At 72.5% G+C, this 16,129-nt stretch carries 11 protein-coding genes; 5 read left to right on the top strand and 6 right to left on the bottom strand.

Features of this window, described 5'->3' with window-relative positions; all coding sequences use genetic code 11:
- Positions 1-233: 233 nt before the first annotated feature.
- Positions 234-716 carry a hotdog fold thioesterase gene (locus EES41_RS10795; RefSeq protein WP_123077605.1) on the bottom strand — a complete coding sequence of 161 codons (483 nt, stop codon included), beginning with the start codon at positions 714-716 and terminating at the stop codon, positions 234-236.
- 55 nt (positions 717-771) lie between these two features.
- Positions 772-3,042, bottom strand: coding sequence for an FdhF/YdeP family oxidoreductase (locus EES41_RS10790; protein WP_123077603.1), 2,271 nt, complete (start codon positions 3,040-3,042; stop codon positions 772-774).
- Between the two features lie 144 nt (positions 3,043-3,186).
- On the opposite strand from EES41_RS10790, the gene polA reads away from it, so the two are divergent.
- Positions 3,187-5,907, top strand: coding sequence for a DNA polymerase I (gene polA, locus EES41_RS10785; RefSeq protein ID WP_123077601.1), 2,721 nt, complete (start codon positions 3,187-3,189; stop codon positions 5,905-5,907).
- A 41-nt stretch (positions 5,908-5,948) separates the two neighbouring features.
- Here the strand turns inward: polA and EES41_RS10780 are convergent, their stop codons facing one another.
- Positions 5,949-6,821, bottom strand: coding sequence for a DUF4184 family protein (locus EES41_RS10780; RefSeq protein ID WP_254211401.1), 873 nt, complete (start codon positions 6,819-6,821; stop codon positions 5,949-5,951).
- 229 nt (positions 6,822-7,050) lie between these two features.
- On the opposite strand from EES41_RS10780, the gene EES41_RS10775 reads away from it, so the two are divergent.
- On the top strand, positions 7,051-8,286 hold the full coding sequence (locus tag EES41_RS10775) for a lytic transglycosylase domain-containing protein (protein ID WP_174261669.1): 1,236 nt from the start codon (positions 7,051-7,053) through the stop codon (positions 8,284-8,286).
- Positions 8,287-8,323: 37 nt separating this feature from the next.
- Here the strand turns inward: EES41_RS10775 and EES41_RS10770 are convergent, their stop codons facing one another.
- Positions 8,324-9,271, bottom strand: a complete 948-nt coding sequence (locus EES41_RS10770) for a right-handed parallel beta-helix repeat-containing protein (protein ID WP_254211400.1) — start codon at positions 9,269-9,271, stop codon at positions 8,324-8,326.
- A gap of 266 nt (positions 9,272-9,537) precedes the next feature.
- Here EES41_RS10770 and EES41_RS10765 point away from each other — a divergent pair, with 266 nt between their 5' ends.
- Together EES41_RS10765 and EES41_RS10760 are read left to right on the top strand one after the other, a co-directional pair.
- The gene (locus tag EES41_RS10765; protein WP_106433338.1) at positions 9,538-9,678 is read left to right on the top strand and encodes an SPW_0924 family protein; all 141 of its coding nucleotides are present in this window, start codon (positions 9,538-9,540) and stop codon (positions 9,676-9,678) included.
- Positions 9,679-9,691: 13 nt separating this feature from the next.
- Positions 9,692-10,687 (top strand): DUF3068 domain-containing protein, encoded by a 996-nt coding sequence (locus tag EES41_RS10760; RefSeq protein WP_123077595.1) that lies wholly within the window; start codon positions 9,692-9,694, stop codon positions 10,685-10,687.
- On the opposite strand, the gene hrpB is transcribed toward EES41_RS10760, so the two are convergent.
- Positions 10,677-13,232 carry an ATP-dependent helicase HrpB gene (gene hrpB, locus EES41_RS10755; protein WP_254211399.1) on the bottom strand — a complete coding sequence of 852 codons (2,556 nt, stop codon included), beginning with the start codon at positions 13,230-13,232 and terminating at the stop codon, positions 10,677-10,679. The genes EES41_RS10760 and hrpB overlap by 11 nt on opposite strands.
- 7 nt (positions 13,233-13,239) lie before the next feature.
- Positions 13,240-14,088, bottom strand: a complete 849-nt coding sequence (locus tag EES41_RS10750; protein WP_123077593.1) for a class I SAM-dependent methyltransferase — start codon at positions 14,086-14,088, stop codon at positions 13,240-13,242.
- A 367-nt stretch (positions 14,089-14,455) separates the two neighbouring features.
- On the opposite strand from EES41_RS10750, the gene rpsA reads away from it, so the two are divergent.
- On the top strand, positions 14,456-15,970 hold the full coding sequence (gene rpsA / locus EES41_RS10745; protein ID WP_123077591.1) for a 30S ribosomal protein S1: 1,515 nt from the start codon (positions 14,456-14,458) through the stop codon (positions 15,968-15,970).
- Positions 15,971-16,129: the final 159 nt, after the last annotated feature.

Genomic DNA, 16,129 nt, shown 5'->3' with positions numbered 1-16,129 from the left:
AGGAGCCCGTGGTGGCGCTACGGGGCGCGGGGCGCGGGGCCGGGAAACGCCGCGGGCCCGGACCGCGCGGGGGCGGTCCGGGCCCGCGGGGGGCCGTGCGGGGGCGTACGCGGGTCGTACGGGCCGTGTCGTGGTCGTGCGGTTCCTGCTGCGCGGGTCGTACGGGCCCCGCGCCCTGGTCGTACGGTTCCTGCTCGCCGGCGGGCGGGCGCCGCCGTGGCCGGGCTGGTGGGTCAGGAGGTGGCGGGGACGCCGCCCGTGCCTTCGGCGTCGCGCAGCAGGCAGGTCAGGCGGGCGGTGCAGACGCGGCGGTCCTGCTCGTCGCTGATGACGATCTCGTAGCTGGCGGTGGAGCGGCCCAGGTGGAGCGGGGTGGCGACGCCGGTGACGAGGCCGGAGCGGGCGCCCCGGTGGTGGGTGCAGTTCAGGTCGACGCCGACGGCGATCTTGTTGATGCCGCCGTGGAGCATCGCGCCGACGGAGCCGAGGGTCTCGGCGAGCACCGCGGAGGCGCCGCCGTGCAGCAGTCCGTAGGGCTGGGTGTTGCCCTCGACGGGCATGGTGGCCACGAGGCGCTGCGGTGAGGCCTCCAGGATGCGGATGTCCATGCGCTCGCCGAGGTGGCCGGCGGAGAACAGCTTGGGCAGGTCGATGCCCAGGGCCGCGTACTCGTCGAGGATCTCCTGCGGGAACTTCACAGCGTGCTGCTCGCCCATGGGGCCGGCTCCGTTCGTCAACGTTCGTTAACCGTCTTGTCCTGAGGTCGTTTTATCAGGCCGGTTCGAAGCGCACGACGACGGACTTGCTCGCGGGGGTGTTGCTGGTGTCCGCCGTGGAGTCGAGGGGGACCAGCACGTTGGTCTCCGGGTAGTAGGCGGCCGCGCAGCCGCGCGCGGTCGGGTAGTGCACGACGCGGAAGCCGGGCGCGCGGCGCTCGACGCCGTCGCGCCATTCGCTGACGAGGTCGGTGTACGAGCCGTCGGCGAGCCCGAGCTCGGCGGCGTCCTCGGGGTTGACCATGACGACGCGGCGGCCGCCGGTGATCCCCCGGTAGCGGTCGTCGAGGCCGTAGATGGTGGTGTTGTACTGGTCGTGGCTGCGCAGGGTCTGCAGGAGCAGCCGGCCTTCCGGGACGCGCGGGTACTCCACGGGCGCGCCGGTGAAGTTGGCCTTGCCGGTCTTGGTGGGGAAGCGGCGTTCGTCGCGCGGGGCGTGCGGGAGCCGGAAGCCCTCGGGGCGGGCGGCGCGGGCGTTGAAGTCCTCGAAGCCGGGGACGACGCGGGAGATCCGGTCGCGGATGGTGGCGTAGTCCCGCTCGAACTCCTCCCACGGGGTGGCGGAGCCGGCGCCGAGGACGGCGCGGGCCATGCGGGCCACGATCGCGGGTTCGGAGAGCAGGTGCGGGGAGGCGGGGGTGAGGTTGCCGCGGGAGGCGTGGACCATGCCCATGGAGTCCTCGACGGTGACGAACTGCTTGCCAGCGGCCTGGACGTCCTTGTCGGTGCGGCCGAGGGTGGGCAGGATCAGGGCGCGCCGGCCGGTGACCGCGTGGGAGCGGTTGAGCTTGGTGGAGACGTGCACGGTCAGGGAGGCGCGGCGGATCGCGGCCTCGGTGACGGTGGTGTCGGGGGTGGCTCCGACGAAGTTGCCGCCCATGGCGAAGAGGACCTTGGCCTTGCCGTCGCGCAGGGCCTCGATGGAGCGGACGACGTCGTAGCCGTGGCCGCGCGGCGAGGTGATGCCGAATTCCTCGTCGAGGGCGTCGAGGAAGGCGGGCGCGGGGCGTTCGAAGATCCCCATGGTGCGGTCGCCCTGGACGTTGGAGTGGCCGCGGACGGGGCAGACGCCGGCGCCGGGGCGGCCGATGTTGCCCCGCAGCAGGAGGAGGTTGACGACCTCGCGGATGGTGGCGACGGAGTGCTTGTGCTGGGTGAGGCCCATGGCCCAGCAGACGATGGTGCGCTCGGAGGCCAGGATCATGGCCAGTGCGCGTTCGATGTCGGGGCGGGTGAGGCCGGTGGCGGTGAGGGTCTCGTCCCAGTCGGTGTCCTTGGCGGCGGTGACGAGGTCCTCGTACCCGTGGGTGTGCTCGCGTATGAAGGCCTGGTCGGTGGCGCCCTCGGTGTTGATGACGAGCTTGTTGAGGAGGCGGAAGAGGGCCTGGTCGCCGCCGATGCGGATCTGGAGGAAGAGGTCGTTGAGAGCGGTGCCCTTGAGCATGCCGACGGGGGTCTGGGGGTTCTTGAACCGCTCCATGCCGGCCTCGGGCAGCGGATTCACCGAGATGATCTTCGCGCCGGAGGCCTTGGCCTTCTCCAGGGCGGAGAGCATGCGCGGGTGGTTGGTGCCCGGGTTCTGTCCGGCGACGATGATCAGGTCGGCCTGGTGGAGGTCTTCGAGGGAGACGCTGCCCTTGCCGATGCCGATGGTCTCGTTCAGCGCGGAGCCCGAGGACTCGTGGCACATGTTGGAGCAGTCCGGCAGGTTGTTGGTGCCGAATTCGCGGGCGAAGAGCTGGAAGAGGAACGCGGCCTCGTTGCTGGTGCGGCCCGAGGTGTAGAAGAGGGCCTCGTCGGGGGAGGCGAGGGCGGTCAGCTCCTCGGCGATGATCTCGAAGGCCCGCTCCCAGGGGACGGCCTCGTACCGGTCGGCGCCCTCGGGCAGGTACATGGGCTCGGTGATGCGGCCCTGCTGGCCCAGCCAGTACCCGGAGCGTCCGGCGAGGTCGGCGAGCGGGTGCTCCGCGAAGAAGTCCGGGGTGACCCGGCGCAGCGTGGCTTCCTCGGCGACGGCCTTGGCGCCGTTCTCGCAGAATTCGGCGGTGTGTCGTTTGTCGCCTTCGGGCCAGGCGCAGCCCGGGCAGTCGAAGCCGTCCTTCTGGTTGACCTTGAGCAGGGTGCGCGCGGTGCGGGCGAGGCCCATCTGCTGCTGGGCGATGCGCAGGGTGTGGCCGATCGCGGGCAGGCCGGCGGCGGCGTGCTTGGGGGGCGCGACCTGCGGCGCGTCCTGTACGGGATCACCTGCGGGCGGCTTGGTGGCCATGTCGCTCCCCTTCGAGCAGTCGAGCAGTAGAGCAGCGCGGCGTCGGCCGCCGCGCGTAAGTGGGTGTAGTCGCCAGATCCTGTCACGCCCTGCGGGACCTCACCGACGCCGGAATTGTCACTGGGGCCGCCTAGGATCGGGGGCGTGGCAGATTCAGCATCGAAGAAGACCGACCAGACGACCGCAGCGGACCGCCCCCGCCTGATGCTCATGGACGGGCACTCCCTGGCGTACCGGGCGTTCTTCGCGCTGCCCGCGGAGAACTTCACGACCGCGGGCGGCCAGCCGACCAACGCCATCTACGGCTTCGCGTCGATGCTGGCGAACACGCTGCGCGACGAGGCGCCCACGCACTTCGCGGTGGCGTTCGACGTGTCCCGCAAGACGTGGCGTTCGACGGAGTTCCCCGAGTACAAGGCGAACCGTTCCAAGACCCCCGACGAGTTCAAGGGGCAGGTGGAGCTGATCGGCGAGCTCCTCGACGCGATGAGCGTGCCGCGGTTCGCGGTCGACGGCTTCGAGGCCGATGACGTGATCGCGACGCTGGCCACGCAGGCGGAGGCGCTCGGGTTCGACGTGCTGATCGTCACGGGTGACCGGGACTCCTTCCAGCTGGTGTCGGAGCACACCACCGTGCTGTACCCGACGAAGGGCGTCTCCGAACTGACCCGGTTCACCCCGGAGAAGGTCGAGGAGAAGTACGGGCTCACCCCGCGGCAGTATCCGGACTTCGCGGCGCTGCGCGGCGACCCGTCCGACAACCTGCCGGGCATCCCGGGCGTCGGGGAGAAGACGGCCGCCAAGTGGATCACCCAGTTCGGGTCGTTCGCGGAGCTGGTGGAGCGCGCCGAGGAGGTCAAGGGCAAGGCCGGGCAGAACTTCCGGGACCACCTGGAGGCCGTGAAGCTGAACCGGGTCCTGACCGAGATGGTCAAGGACGTGGAGCTGCCGAAGACGCCGGCCGACCTGGAGCGCGCCCCCTACGACCGCACGGCCGTGACCGGTGTGCTGGACGTGCTGGAGATCCGCAACGCCTCGCTGCGCGAGCGGCTGCTGGCGGTGGACCCGGGCGCGGCCGAGGAGGAGGCGCCCGCTCCGGTGGCGGGCGTGGAGCTGGACGCGTCCGTGCTGGGCGCGGGCGAGCTCGCGCCGTGGCTGGAGGCCCACGCGGGAGCGCCGCTCGGCATCTCCACCGTGGACAGCTGGGCGCTGGGCCAGGGCAACGTCAGCGAGATCGCGCTGGCCGCGGCCGGCGGGGCCGCCGCCTGGTTCGAGCCGTCCGTGCTGGACGAGGCCGACGAGCGGGCCTTCGCGGCCTGGGCGGCCGACGCGTCGAAGCCGAAGGTGGTGCACAACGCCAAGGGCCTGATGCGGGTCTTCCCCGAGCACGGCTGGTCGCTGGCCGGCGTCGCCATGGACACGGCGCTCGCCGCGTACCTGGTCAAGCCGGGCCGCCGCTCCTTCGCGCTGGACGTGCTGTCGATGGAGTACCTGCACCGCGAGCTGCAGCCCGCCGCGCAGGACGGTCAGCTGGCCTTCGGCTCCGATGACACGGCCGAGGCGGAGGCGCTGATGGCGCAGGCCCGCGCGGTCCTCGACCTGGGTGACGCCTTCACCGGCCGGCTCGCCGAGGTCGGCGCGGCCGAGCTGCTCCACGAGATGGAGCTGCCGACGTCCGAGCTGCTCGCCCGGATGGAGCGGGCCGGCATCGCCGCCGAACGCGACCACCTGGAGGCCATGGAGCAGCAGTTCGCCGGGGCCGTGCAGCAGGCGGTGAAGGAGGCGCACGCGGCGGTCGGGCACGAGTTCAACCTCGGCTCGCCCAAGCAGCTCCAGGAGGTGTTCTTCGGGGAGCTGGACCTGCCGAAGACGAAGAAGACCAAGACCGGCTACACCACCGACGCGGACGCGCTGGCCTGGCTGGCCACGCAGACCGACCACGAACTGCCCGTGATCATGCTGCGGCACCGGGAGCAGGCCAAGCTGCGCGTGACGGTCGAGGGCCTGGTCAAGACGATCGGCGCCGACGGCCGGGTGCACACCAGCTTCAGCCAGATCGTCGCCGCGACCGGCCGGCTGTCCTCCACCGACCCCAACCTGCAGAACGTGCCGGTGCGGACCGACGAGGGCCGGGCGATCCGCCGGGGCTTCGTCGTCGGCGAGGGCTTCGAGTCCCTGATGACCGCCGACTACAGCCAGATCGAGCTGCGCGTCATGGCCCACCTCTCCGAGGACGAGGGCCTGATCGAGGCGTTCCTGTCCGGTGAGGACCTGCACACCACCGTCGCCTCCCAGGTGTTCGGCGTGGAGCGCAGCGAGGTCGATCCGGAGATGCGCCGCAAGATCAAGGCGATGTCGTACGGGCTGGCGTACGGGCTGTCCGCGTTCGGTCTCTCCCAGCAGCTGAACATCGAGCCGGGCGAGGCGCGCGGCCTGATGGAGACGTTCTTCGAGCGGTTCGGCGGGGTGCGGGACTACCTCCAGCGCGTCGTGGAGGAGGCCCGCGCCACCGGGTACACGCAGACCGTGCTCGGTCGCCGCCGCTACCTGCCCGACCTCAACAGCGACAACCGGATGCGCCGCGAGGCCGCCGAGCGGATGGCGCTGAACGCCCCGATCCAGGGCACCGCCGCCGACATCGTCAAGGTCGCGATGCTGCGCGTGGACAAGGCGATCACCGAGGCCGGGCTGAAGTCGCGGATGCTGCTCCAGGTCCACGACGAAATCGTGCTGGAGATCGCCCCGGGCGAGCGGAAGAAGGTGGAGGAGCTGGTGCGCCGCGAGATGGGCGCCGCCGTCGAGCTCCGCGCCCCGCTGGACGTGTCCGTCGGCGTCGGGCCCGACTGGGAGTCCGCCGCGCACTGATCCGCGTACCGCCCCGGCAGGGGCAGCGCCCGTCCTTTCCGTTATGCGGTGGGGACGGGCGTTCGCGTTTCGGCGTCGGCGTCGGTGTCGGAGGCGGTGTGGGCGTCGCGGTCTCGGCGCCGGCGCAGGCGGACGAGCGCCCCGTACAGCAGCAGTGCCACGGCGAGGCCGCCGCCCGCGCCGAAGCAGACGGTCGGGATGATGTCGAACGGGGTGCGGATCCGGTCGAAGAACGTGAAGAAGCGCACCACGCGCATCGTGATGCCCACCGCCACGCACACCACCAGCAGGGCGAGCGCCGCGCAGATCTCCGCGCGGCCCAGCACCGGCACCGCCGCGGGCGCCGGGGAGCGCGGCAGCCGGCGCAGCGCCGTCCCCGTGAACCAGACCAGGACGCAGGCGGCGAGCGCCGAACTGCCGTACTGGAGGAACGAGTACAGGGGCAGCCCGAGGGCGAACGGCCGGCCGAGGGCGGGTACGGCGTTGGTACCCCAGCGGTCCAGGTGCGTGAAGCTGTCCCAGGCGATGTGGGTCAGCGACCCGATGACCGCCGAGGCGTAGAACCAGAGCGCCAGCGCGGGAAGCCGGCGGGTACGCCAGTCCTCGCCGCGCACCAGCCCGTACACCCTGCCCCGCCAGGCGGGCGGCAGCAGCGCGACCAGCGGCTCGCGCAGCAGCAGCCAGCAGGCGGCGAGGACGGCGGTGAGCGCGGCGTCGGCCGTCACCACGCCGGTGGGGGAGTGGGTGAACTCGCCGTACCCCATGACGCCTTCGACGACCGCGTCCAGGAAGTAGAACGTGTCGGGTGCGAAGGAGCCGAGGACGAGCGCCGAGGCCACCAGTGGTCCCCGCGCGCGGCCGGTCCGGCGGATCGCGGGCAGCACGGCGGCCGCATGGCTGAGGGTGAACGGCATGGCGCCTCTCCTTGATGTCCGGGGTGATGGGCGGGGTGATGTCCGGTCGCTGTCCGAGGCCCTCTTCAGGGTTTCCTTACTTCGGCCCAATGCGTCTCGAACGGGTCCGGACAGTATGCGTGAGCTGCGCGAGACGTGGGGAAGTCGTGAAATCCGGGTACGAATGCGTGCTGTGCACAGGGAGTTGACGTAGGGTCACGCGGACGTCGAGGGGGAGGGGGCCCGGCCCATGCCGGCTCGAATATCGGCTCGATACGTCCGCAGGCTGCGCAGGGGCGGGTCCGCCGCCGTGATCTCCGCTCTGGTGGTCGCCGCCGTGACCGCCTCCCAGGGCCCGGCCGCCGTACGCGAGGAGCTGGTCGCCGCGGCCGGCGATGCGCAGGCGGCGCCGCCCGGTGGGGCGGTCGCTTCCGGCGGGGACGGCAGCTACCTCGCCGAACTCCCGCCGCAGGTGAGCCCCGAGCCGCCGGTCGCCCCGTCGGCGGCGCCGTCGCCCGCGCCCGCGCGGCCCGCGACGGCGGTGGAGCGGGAACGCCCGGCCGGCGAGCTGGTGGTCACGGGCTCCGGGGAGGGCGCGCAGGGGATACCGGCCACCGTGCTGGCCGCGTACCGGCGCGCGGAGCAGGTGGTGGGCAGGACCGACCCCGGGTGCGGGCTGCGCTGGCAGCTGCTCGCGGCGATCGGGAAGGTCGAGTCCGGGCAGGCGCGCGGCGGTCAGGTCGACGCCGCCGGAACCACGCTCCGGCCGATCCTGGGGCCCGTGCTCGACGGCAACGGCTTCGCGAACATCCGGGACACCGACCGAGGGGCGTACGACGGGGACCCGGTGTACGACCGGGCCGTCGGGCCGATGCAGTTCATCCCGTCCACGTGGGCGGCGTGGGGCCAGGACGCGGACGGCGACGGCCGGCGCGACCCGAACAACGTCCACGACGCGGCCCTCGCCGCCGGGCGCTACCTGTGCGCGGGCAGCCGTGACCTGCGGGTGGGGGCGGACCTGGACCGGGCGGTGCTGTCGTACAACCAGTCCGGGGAGTACCTGAGGACGGTGCGGTCCTGGTTCACGTACTACCTGAAGGGGACGCACGAAGTACCCGACCGCGCCGGCCCGGCCGCGGGCACCCCCGCGAAGCCGACGCCGGTCCCGACGCCGACGCCGACGCCGGTCCCGACTCCTACGCCGACTCCGAAGCCGACGCCTACGCCGAAGCCGACTCCTACGCCGACGCCTACGCCTACGCCTACGCCTACGCCTACGCCTACGCCTACGCCGACGCCTACGCCGACGCCTACGCCGACGCCCACGCCGACTCCTACGCCGACGCCGACTCCGAAGCCCACGCCGACGCCGGATCCGAAGCCGACGGCGAGCCCGTCACCCACGGCGAAGCCCACGTCCAAGCCCGCGCCGTCCCCGTCCACCACACCGCCGGCGCCCCGGCCGACCCCGGGGGAGACCCCGTAGCCGAGGCGACGACCGTGGGCGCTGATCGGTGCCGGCGTCAGTTCGTGCAGCCGGGAACCGCCCCGACGGGCCGGCAGTTGTTGGGCGTGTTGTCGACGATCCGGCTGTTGACGAGGCCCAGGGCGCTGGCGTCGGCCCCTTGCCAGACGCCGCCGCCGTTCAGCGCGACGTTGCGCCGCACCTGTGAGTTCGTCAGTGTGGTGGTGCCGTCATTGGCGATGCCGCCGCCCAGTTCGCCCGCGCGGTTGTTGGCGATGGTCGTCGAGGAGATGTTCATCGGAGCGCGGTCGTTGTAGATTCCGCCGCCCTGCTGGAAGGCGCGGTTGCCACCGATGTGCGAGTTCTTGATGGTCAGTGAGGTCCCGGCGGTGAAGATGCCGCCCCCCAGCTCCGTGGCCTGGTTCCCCAGCACTCTGGTCTTCTGCAGCAGGGTGGTGCTGCCGGGCCCGTTGGAGATGGCGCCTCCTCGCTGGGCCGCGCTGTCCCGCAGGACGCTGTCGTAGATCTCCAGGGTGCTGCCCTGGTTGACGTAGATGGCGCCGCCCTGGTTCGCCGTGCTGTTGGTCACGGTGCTGCGCCGGAGGATGAGCGTCCCTCCGTCCGTGGGCAGGTAGGTGCCGGCGTAGTCGAGATAGCCGCCACCGGTCGCGGTGACGCCCTCGACGGTCAGGCGACCGTTGGGGCCGTCGATCTGCGCGATGCGGAAGGAGTCGGCCGCGTCGGGGTCCCGTCGGATGGTGGTCTGGTTGCCCAGCAGGGTGACGGTGCCCGTGATCTTGGGCAGGGCGTTGGCGCCGAGACCCCCGGTGGACGCCGGGGTCAGGACGTTGTAGACGCATTTGCGCGCGAGCCGGATGGTCTGCGGTCCGGTGTTGTTGTTCGCGGCGATGATCGCGTTGTTGAGTGCGGTGACGTCGCACGGGATGGCCGCCAGGGGGGCCGCGTCCACAGGCCCGGCGAGACCGAGCACCGCTACAACCGGCACGGCCCACGCCACGGCTTTGAGTCGAGGTCTGCGCATTTCTCTCCGATCGCCATGAGTAATCGATTGATTACTGTGTGTTTTGATGATCAGTGTTCCACGGACCGGCCGTCCGCCGTGCGCGACACGTGGGCGGGCGGGCCAAGCGTGGGGTTCGGTCGCAGGTCAGTGGGATTCCCGTGATCCGCGGCTCGAACGGTTCTCATCTCGCCTCCGCGTTGTTACGGTGCCTCCGCCCTGACGCCCGATCAGATTCCGGAGGCCCCGGCATGCGCGCACTCATCGCCGCCGCCATCGGTCTTGCCGCCGCGCTGGCCCTCGTGTTCGCCGTCACGGCGCTCGGGGCGCCCGACGGCAAGACCTCGCCCAAGCCCCTGCTCACCACCGCGCCCAGCGCGCCCGGACAGTAGAGGAGGCCCGGCCTTGAGACGTACCGCCAGCCTCGTCCTGCTCGCCCTCGCCGTGTTCCTCGCCGCTCTCGCGCCGCTGCTGCGCTGGTACGCGTACCCCCGGCTCGCCAAGATCCCGCCGAGCCAGTACCAGGAGATGGTCCTGGAGGCGAAGGACGCGACGCTGCTCGACTACACCGCCGGCATGCAGCCCAAGAAGGTCGACAAGGTCACCATCGTCCAGACCCTCAAGGGCAATGTGGAGGCGTCGAAGGAGATCGAGGCGAGCGCCGGCAAGGACGTCGTCGTCTGGGACACCCTCTCGTACATCATCGGGCCCGACGGGAAGATGGTCTCCCAGATCCCCGAGCGCTACATCTTCGACGCGCACACCCAGGACCCGGTGCACGCCACGGGCGAGACGGTCGACGGGGACCCGGTCACACGCGTGGGCATCGAGTTCAAGTGGCCGTTCTTCACCGAGCCGCGCGACTACCTCTACTTCGACGCGCAGACCCGTACCTCCTCGCCGATCCACTACGCGGGCCCGCGCACGTACAAGGGGATGAAGGTCTACTACTACGAGCAGACCGTCCCCTGGACGAAGGTCCCCCTGCCGAAGAAGATGCCGATCGAGGGCATCGACCCGGCGACCTTCGAGCAGAGCACCGGCACCAGCCTCTGGTACCAGGCCAAGGCGATGTTCTGGGTCGACCCGGTCACCGGCGCGCCCGTCAACGCCGAGCAGGTCATCGAACAGGAGATGCGCGGCGGCATCGCGGCCGGCGCGCCCGACGGCAGGCTCACCGTCTTCGCCGGGCACGTGAAGATCCGCCCGGACTACGCCGCGTACACCCTCGACCTGGTCAGGTCCAACCGTACGAAGGTCCTCGCGCTGCACACGTACGCGCCGATCGGCCTCGCGGCCGGCGGGCTCGTGGTCCTCGGGCTGGCGCTGTGGCTGGAGGCGCGGGGCCGCGGCCGGGGCCGGCGGGACGGGGCCGGTACCGGGAAGCGGGTCACCGCCTGAGGCGGGCGTTGGTGTGCCGGGTGGGCTCGGCGGTCGCCGGGTCCTGCGGCCACGGGTGCTTGGGGTAGCGGCCGCGCAGCTCGGCGCGGACCGCGAGGTAGCCGCCCCGCCAGAAGGAGGCCAGGTCGGCGGTGACGGCGGCGGGCCGCCCGGCCGGGGACAGCAGGTGCACGAGGACCGGCACCCCGGCCACCCTCGGGGTCTCGGCCAGCCCGAACAGCTCCTGGAGCTTCACGGCGAGGACGGGCTGCCCGTGCTCGGCGGAGTAGTCCACCCGGATCCGGGAACCGCTGGGCACCTCGATCCGTTCCGGGGCCAGCTCGTCGAGCCGGGCGGCCTCACCGGTGGCCCAGGGCAGCAGCCGGTTCAGGGCCTGCCCGGCGTCGATCCGGGCCAGGTCGGCGCGGCGGCGGGCCCGCGACAGCTCCGGCTCCAGCCAGTCGTCGGCCCGCGCCAGCAGCACCCCGTCGTCCGCCACGTCGGGCCAGGCGCCGCCGAGCGTCCGGTGCAGGAACCCGAGCCGGGCCCGGAGGGCTCGCGCGTCCGGGGTCCAGCGCAGCAGGCCGAGCCCGTCGGAGCGGAGCCCCTCCAGGAGCGCGGCCCGGACCAGGACCGGGTCGGGGTTCCTCAGCGGGCGGACGGCGAGCGCGATCGCCCCGAGCCGGTGCGTCGCGCGGGCGACGAGGTCCCCGTCCTCCCAGCGGACCTCATCGCCGGAGGTGAGCAGGTGCGCGGCGGCCGCGCGGGCGGTGTCCTCGTCGAGGACGGCGCCGAGCCGGACGCGGGCGGACGCGGAGTGCGGGCCCCGGTCCGCGACGGCGACGGCCAGCCAGGGGGCGCTGCGCAGCCGCGATCCGTCGCCGAGTTCGGCCGCGGTGCCGGAGGCCATCAGGAAGGCCCCCTCTCCCTTGGCCTTCGCCACCCGCTCCGGGAACGCCAGCGCGGCGACGAGCCCGGCGGCGGCGTCGTCACCGGACACCGCGCCGACGGGCCCGGCGGTCGCCGGCGCGGCCGAACCGTCGGCCCCACCGGCGGAGCGGCGCAGGCGGGTGGCTTCCGTGCGCCAGCGGGTGGCGTACGCGTCGCCGCCCGCCCGGGCCCGCCGCCACGCGGCGGCCAGGTCGTCCCCGTACTCCCGCGGCGGCTCCTCGCTCAGCAGCGCCACCAGCTCCGCCGCCCGCCGGGGGCCGACGGCGGCGGCCCCGTCCAGCAGCGCCCGGGCCAGCCGCGGGTGCAGGCCGAGGCGGGACATGCCGACGCCCCGCGGGGTGACCCGGCCGTCCGGCGCGACCGCGCCCACCGCGACCAGCACCTCCCGCGCCGCGGCCATCGCCCCGGCCGGCGGCGGGTCCGGCAGCGCCAGCCCGGCCGCGTCCGGGTCGCCCCAGCAGGCCGCCTGGAGCGCGAACTGCGCCAGGTCCGCGATCCGGATCTCGGGGGACGGGAACGTCGGCAGGCGGCCGTCCTCCGCTTGTGACCAGCAGCGGTACACCGTGCCCGGGGCCTCGCGTCCCGCGCGGCCCGCCCGCTGGCGCCCGGCCGCGCGGGACGCCCGTACGGTCGCCAGCGCGCCCAGGCCCCGCGCGTGGTCCACCCGGGGTTCGCGCGCCAGCCCCGAGTCCACCACCACCCGTACGCCCGGCACGGTCAGGCTGGACTCCGCGACCGCGGTCGCCAGGATCACCCTGCGGTGCGCCGAGGGGGCCAGCGCCGCGTCCTGGACGGCCGCCGGAGCCCGGCCGTGGATCTGGAGCACCTCCGCGTCGACCCCGCCCAGCTGCCCGGCCACCCGGGCGAGCTCGCCCACGCCGGGCAGGAAGCACAGGACATCGCCGGAACGTTCCTCCAGCGCCCGCCGGACCACCGACGCCACGTGCGCCAGCTGCGCCGGGTCCACCCGCATGCCGTGCGGCGGCCGCACCGGCCGGGCCGGCGGCGCCCACACCGTCTCCACCGGGTACGAGACCCCCGCGGCCGCCACCACCGGCGCGCCGCCGGGACGGCCGTGACCGAGCACCCGCGCCCAGCCGGCCGCGTCGGTCGTCGCCGAAGCCGCCACCAGCCGCAGCTCCGGGCGCAGGGTCTCCCGTACGTCCAGCAGGAACGCGGCGACGGTGTCGGCGTCGAGGTGCCGCTCGTGGCACTCGTCCAGGATCACCACGTCGACGCCGGACAGCTCCTGGTCGCGCTGCAACCGCTGGAGCAGCACCCCGGTGGTGACGACCTCGACCACCGTCCCCGGCCCCGCCACCCGCTCCCCGCGCACCGTGAAGCCCACCGAGCCGCCGACCTGCTCGCCCAGCAGCCAGGCCATCCGCCGCGCCGCCGCCCGGGCGGCGATCCGCCGGGGCTCGGCGACCACGACCCGGCGCCGGGGACCGCCGCCGACCAGGCCGGCCAGGACCAGCGGGACCAGGGTGGTCTTGCCGGTGCCGGGCGGCGCGCACAGCACGGCGGTGCCGTGCCCGTCGAGGGCGGAGACCAGCGCGGGCAGGGCCTCCCGTACCGGAAGGGCGTCGAGATCGGCCTGGCGGATCGCGGTCACGGGGGTATCAGTCCCTCTCGCAGACGAAGACCGCGGTGCCGGGGATCAGGTTGCCGCGCAGCGGGGACCAGCCACCCCACTCCTGGGTGTTCCAGGCGGGCCACTCCGGCTCGACCAGGTCCACCAGGCGGAACCCGCCCGCGACCACGTCGCGGACCCGGTCGCCGAGGGTGCGGTGGTGCTCCACGTAGACGGCGCGGCCCTGCTCGTCCTGCTCCACGTACGGGGTCCGGTCGAAATAGGACGCGGCGACGGACAGCCCCTCGGGGCCGGGCTCGTCGGGGAACGCCCAGCGGATGGGGTGGGTCACGGAGAAGACCCAGCGGCCGCCGGGGCGCAGGACGCGGCGCACCTCGCGCATCACGTTGACGGGGTCGGCGACGAAGGGGACGGCGCCGTACGCGGAGCAGGCCAGGTCGAAGGAGCCGTCGCGGAAGGGCAGCCGGCCGGCGTCGGCCTCCACCAGGGGCACGTCCTCGCCGATGCGCAGGGCGTGCTGGAGCTGGCGGTGCGAGAGGTCCAGGGCCACCGGGCGGGCGCCCTGGGCGGCCAGCCAGCGCGAGCACTGGGCGGCGCCGGCGCCGATCTCCAGGACGTCCTTGTTCTTCAGGGAGGCCGCGGGGCCCAGCAGCCCGGCCTCCGCCTCGTCCAGGCCTTCCGGCCCCCATACGAAGCGGTCGTCGCCGAGGAAGGCGCCGTGCTCGCTCTGGTACTCGTCGGCGTTGCGGTCCCACCAGCCGCGGCTCGCCCGGCTGCTCTCCGTGTCGTCCGCCTCACGCCGGGTGGCCTCGGCGTCGTCGCCGGCGCCGCCGTCGGCTTCGTACGCTTCTTCGGGGGCGTAGTCCTCTTGGTTCATGGGGCCCGTCGTCGTAGTCTGCGGAAAGAGGTCGGAAAGAGGTCCGAAAGTGACCGGGAAGGGCCATCGGAGCCCGCCCGCCCACGAATTGTGCCGGATATGCGGCGATCCGCCCGGGGTGTGCGCCTTCGCGCATTGACCCTGTCCGGCTGCCCCCGTATGCTACAAGTTGCGCTGCGAGCCTGTGCTCCTCAGACCTAGCAGGCTGCGCTTGCATCTGTTGATGTCCCCTCGGTTTTCGAGGCCCCGCCGCTCTTCTCGCGGATCGGGGGCCTCCTTGGCTGTCCGGTCTTCGGTGGATGCCGATAAGGGCTCCCGGCGTAGCAGTACCTACGACTTTCTGTCCGTAACCGGAGCCCTTTCCCACATGACGAGCAGCACCGAGACCACCGCCACCACTCCGCAGGTTGCGGTCAACGACATCGGCGACGCGGACGCGTTCCTCGCGGCGATCGACGAGACGATCAAGTACTTCAACGATGGCGACATCGTCGACGGCGTCATCGTCAAGGTTGACCGGGACGAGGTTCTCCTCGACATCGGTTACAAGACCGAAGGCGTCATCCCCAGCCGCGAGCTCTCGATCAAGCACGACGTCGACCCGAACGAGGTCGTCAAGGTCGGCGACGAGATCGAGGCCCTGGTTCTCCAGAAGGAGGACAAGGAAGGCCGCCTGATCCTCTCGAAGAAGCGCGCTCAGTACGAGCGTGCCTGGGGCACCATCGAGAAGATCAAGGAAGAAGACGGCATCGTCACCGGTACCGTCATCGAGGTCGTCAAGGGTGGTCTCATCCTCGACATCGGCCTCCGCGGCTTCCTGCCGGCCTCTCTCGTCGAGATGCGTCGCGTCCGGGACCTCCAGCCCTACGTGGGCAAGGAGCTCGAGGCGAAGATCATCGAGCTGGACAAGAACCGCAACAACGTGGTCCTGTCCCGCCGCGCCTGGCTCGAGCAGACCCAGTCCGAGGTTCGCCAGACGTTCCTCACCACCCTGCAGAAGGGTCAGGTCCGCTCCGGCGTCGTGTCCTCGATCGTCAACTTCGGTGCCTTCGTGGACCTGGGTGGCGTCGACGGTCTCGTGCACGTCTCCGAGCTGTCCTGGAAGCACATCGACCACCCGTCCGAGGTTGTCGAGGTCGGCCAGGAAGTCACCGTCGAGGTCCTCGACGTCGACATGGACCGCGAGCGCGTCTCCCTGTCGCTGAAGGCGACGCAGGAAGACCCGTGGCAGCAGTTCGCCCGGACCCACCAGATCGGTCAGGTCGTCCCGGGTAAGGTCACCAAGCTGGTTCCGTTCGGTGCGTTCGTCCGCGTGGACGAGGGCATCGAGGGTCTGGTCCACATCTCCGAGCTGGCCGAGCGCCACGTGGAGATCCCGGAGCAGGTCGTCCAGGTCAACGACGAGATCTTCGTCAAGGTCATCGACATCGACCTTGAGCGTCGCCGGATCTCGCTGTCGCTGAAGCAGGCCAACGAGTCCTTCGGTGCCGACCCGGCGTCGGTCGAGTTCGACCCGACCCTGTACGGCATGGCCGCGTCTTACGACGACCAGGGCAACTACATCTACCCCGAGGGCTTCGACCCCGAGACCAACGACTGGCTCGAGGGCTTCGACTCCCAGCGCGAGACGTGGGAGCGCCAGTACGCCGAGGCGCAGACGCGCTTCGAGCAGCACCAGGCGCAGGTCATCAAGAGCCGCGAGGCCGACGAGGCCGCCGCTGCCGAGGGCGCTGCCGCCCCGGCCGCCGGTGGCAACGCCGGTGGCGGCGCGGGCATCTCGGGCGGTTCGTACTCCTCGGAGTCGGACGAGACCTCGGGCGCCCTCGCCTCGGACGAGGCCCTGGCCGCGCTCCGCGAGAAGCTGGCCGGCGGCCAGAGCTGATCGCAGCGCGCACCACGCTCCGCGCCTCGGCGCGGGTGTGAGCTGAGCTGAAAGGAAAGGCCCGTCCCCTCAGGGGGGCGGGCCTTTCCGCGTGCCCGGCCGACGCGCCCGGGTCCCCCGTTGAGGGGCGCGGGCCGGGGACTTTCGCCCGCGTTCCTG

The organism is Streptomyces sp. ADI95-16 (assembly GCF_003721495.1).
Classification (GTDB): Bacteria; Actinomycetota; Actinomycetes; order Streptomycetales; family Streptomycetaceae; genus Streptomyces; species Streptomyces goshikiensis.
This window is presented reverse-complemented; position numbering and strand designations above follow the sequence as displayed.

Coding starts and splice junctions, on each gene's coding strand:
- EES41_RS10780 (WP_254211401.1), bottom strand. CDS start 6,821: ATGCCGTTCACCCTCAGCCATGCGGCCGCCGTGCTGCCCGCGATCCGC.
- EES41_RS10790 (WP_123077603.1), bottom strand. CDS start 3,042: ATGGCCACCAAGCCGCCCGCAGGTGATCCCGTACAGGACGCGCCGCAG.
- EES41_RS10775 (WP_174261669.1), top strand. CDS start 7,051: ATGCCGGCTCGAATATCGGCTCGATACGTCCGCAGGCTGCGCAGGGGC.
- EES41_RS10765 (WP_106433338.1), top strand. CDS start 9,538: ATGCGCGCACTCATCGCCGCCGCCATCGGTCTTGCCGCCGCGCTGGCC.
- EES41_RS10795 (WP_123077605.1), bottom strand. CDS start 716: ATGGGCGAGCAGCACGCTGTGAAGTTCCCGCAGGAGATCCTCGACGAG.
- EES41_RS10750 (WP_123077593.1), bottom strand. CDS start 14,088: ATGAACCAAGAGGACTACGCCCCCGAAGAAGCGTACGAAGCCGACGGC.
- rpsA (WP_123077591.1), top strand. CDS start 14,456: ATGACGAGCAGCACCGAGACCACCGCCACCACTCCGCAGGTTGCGGTC.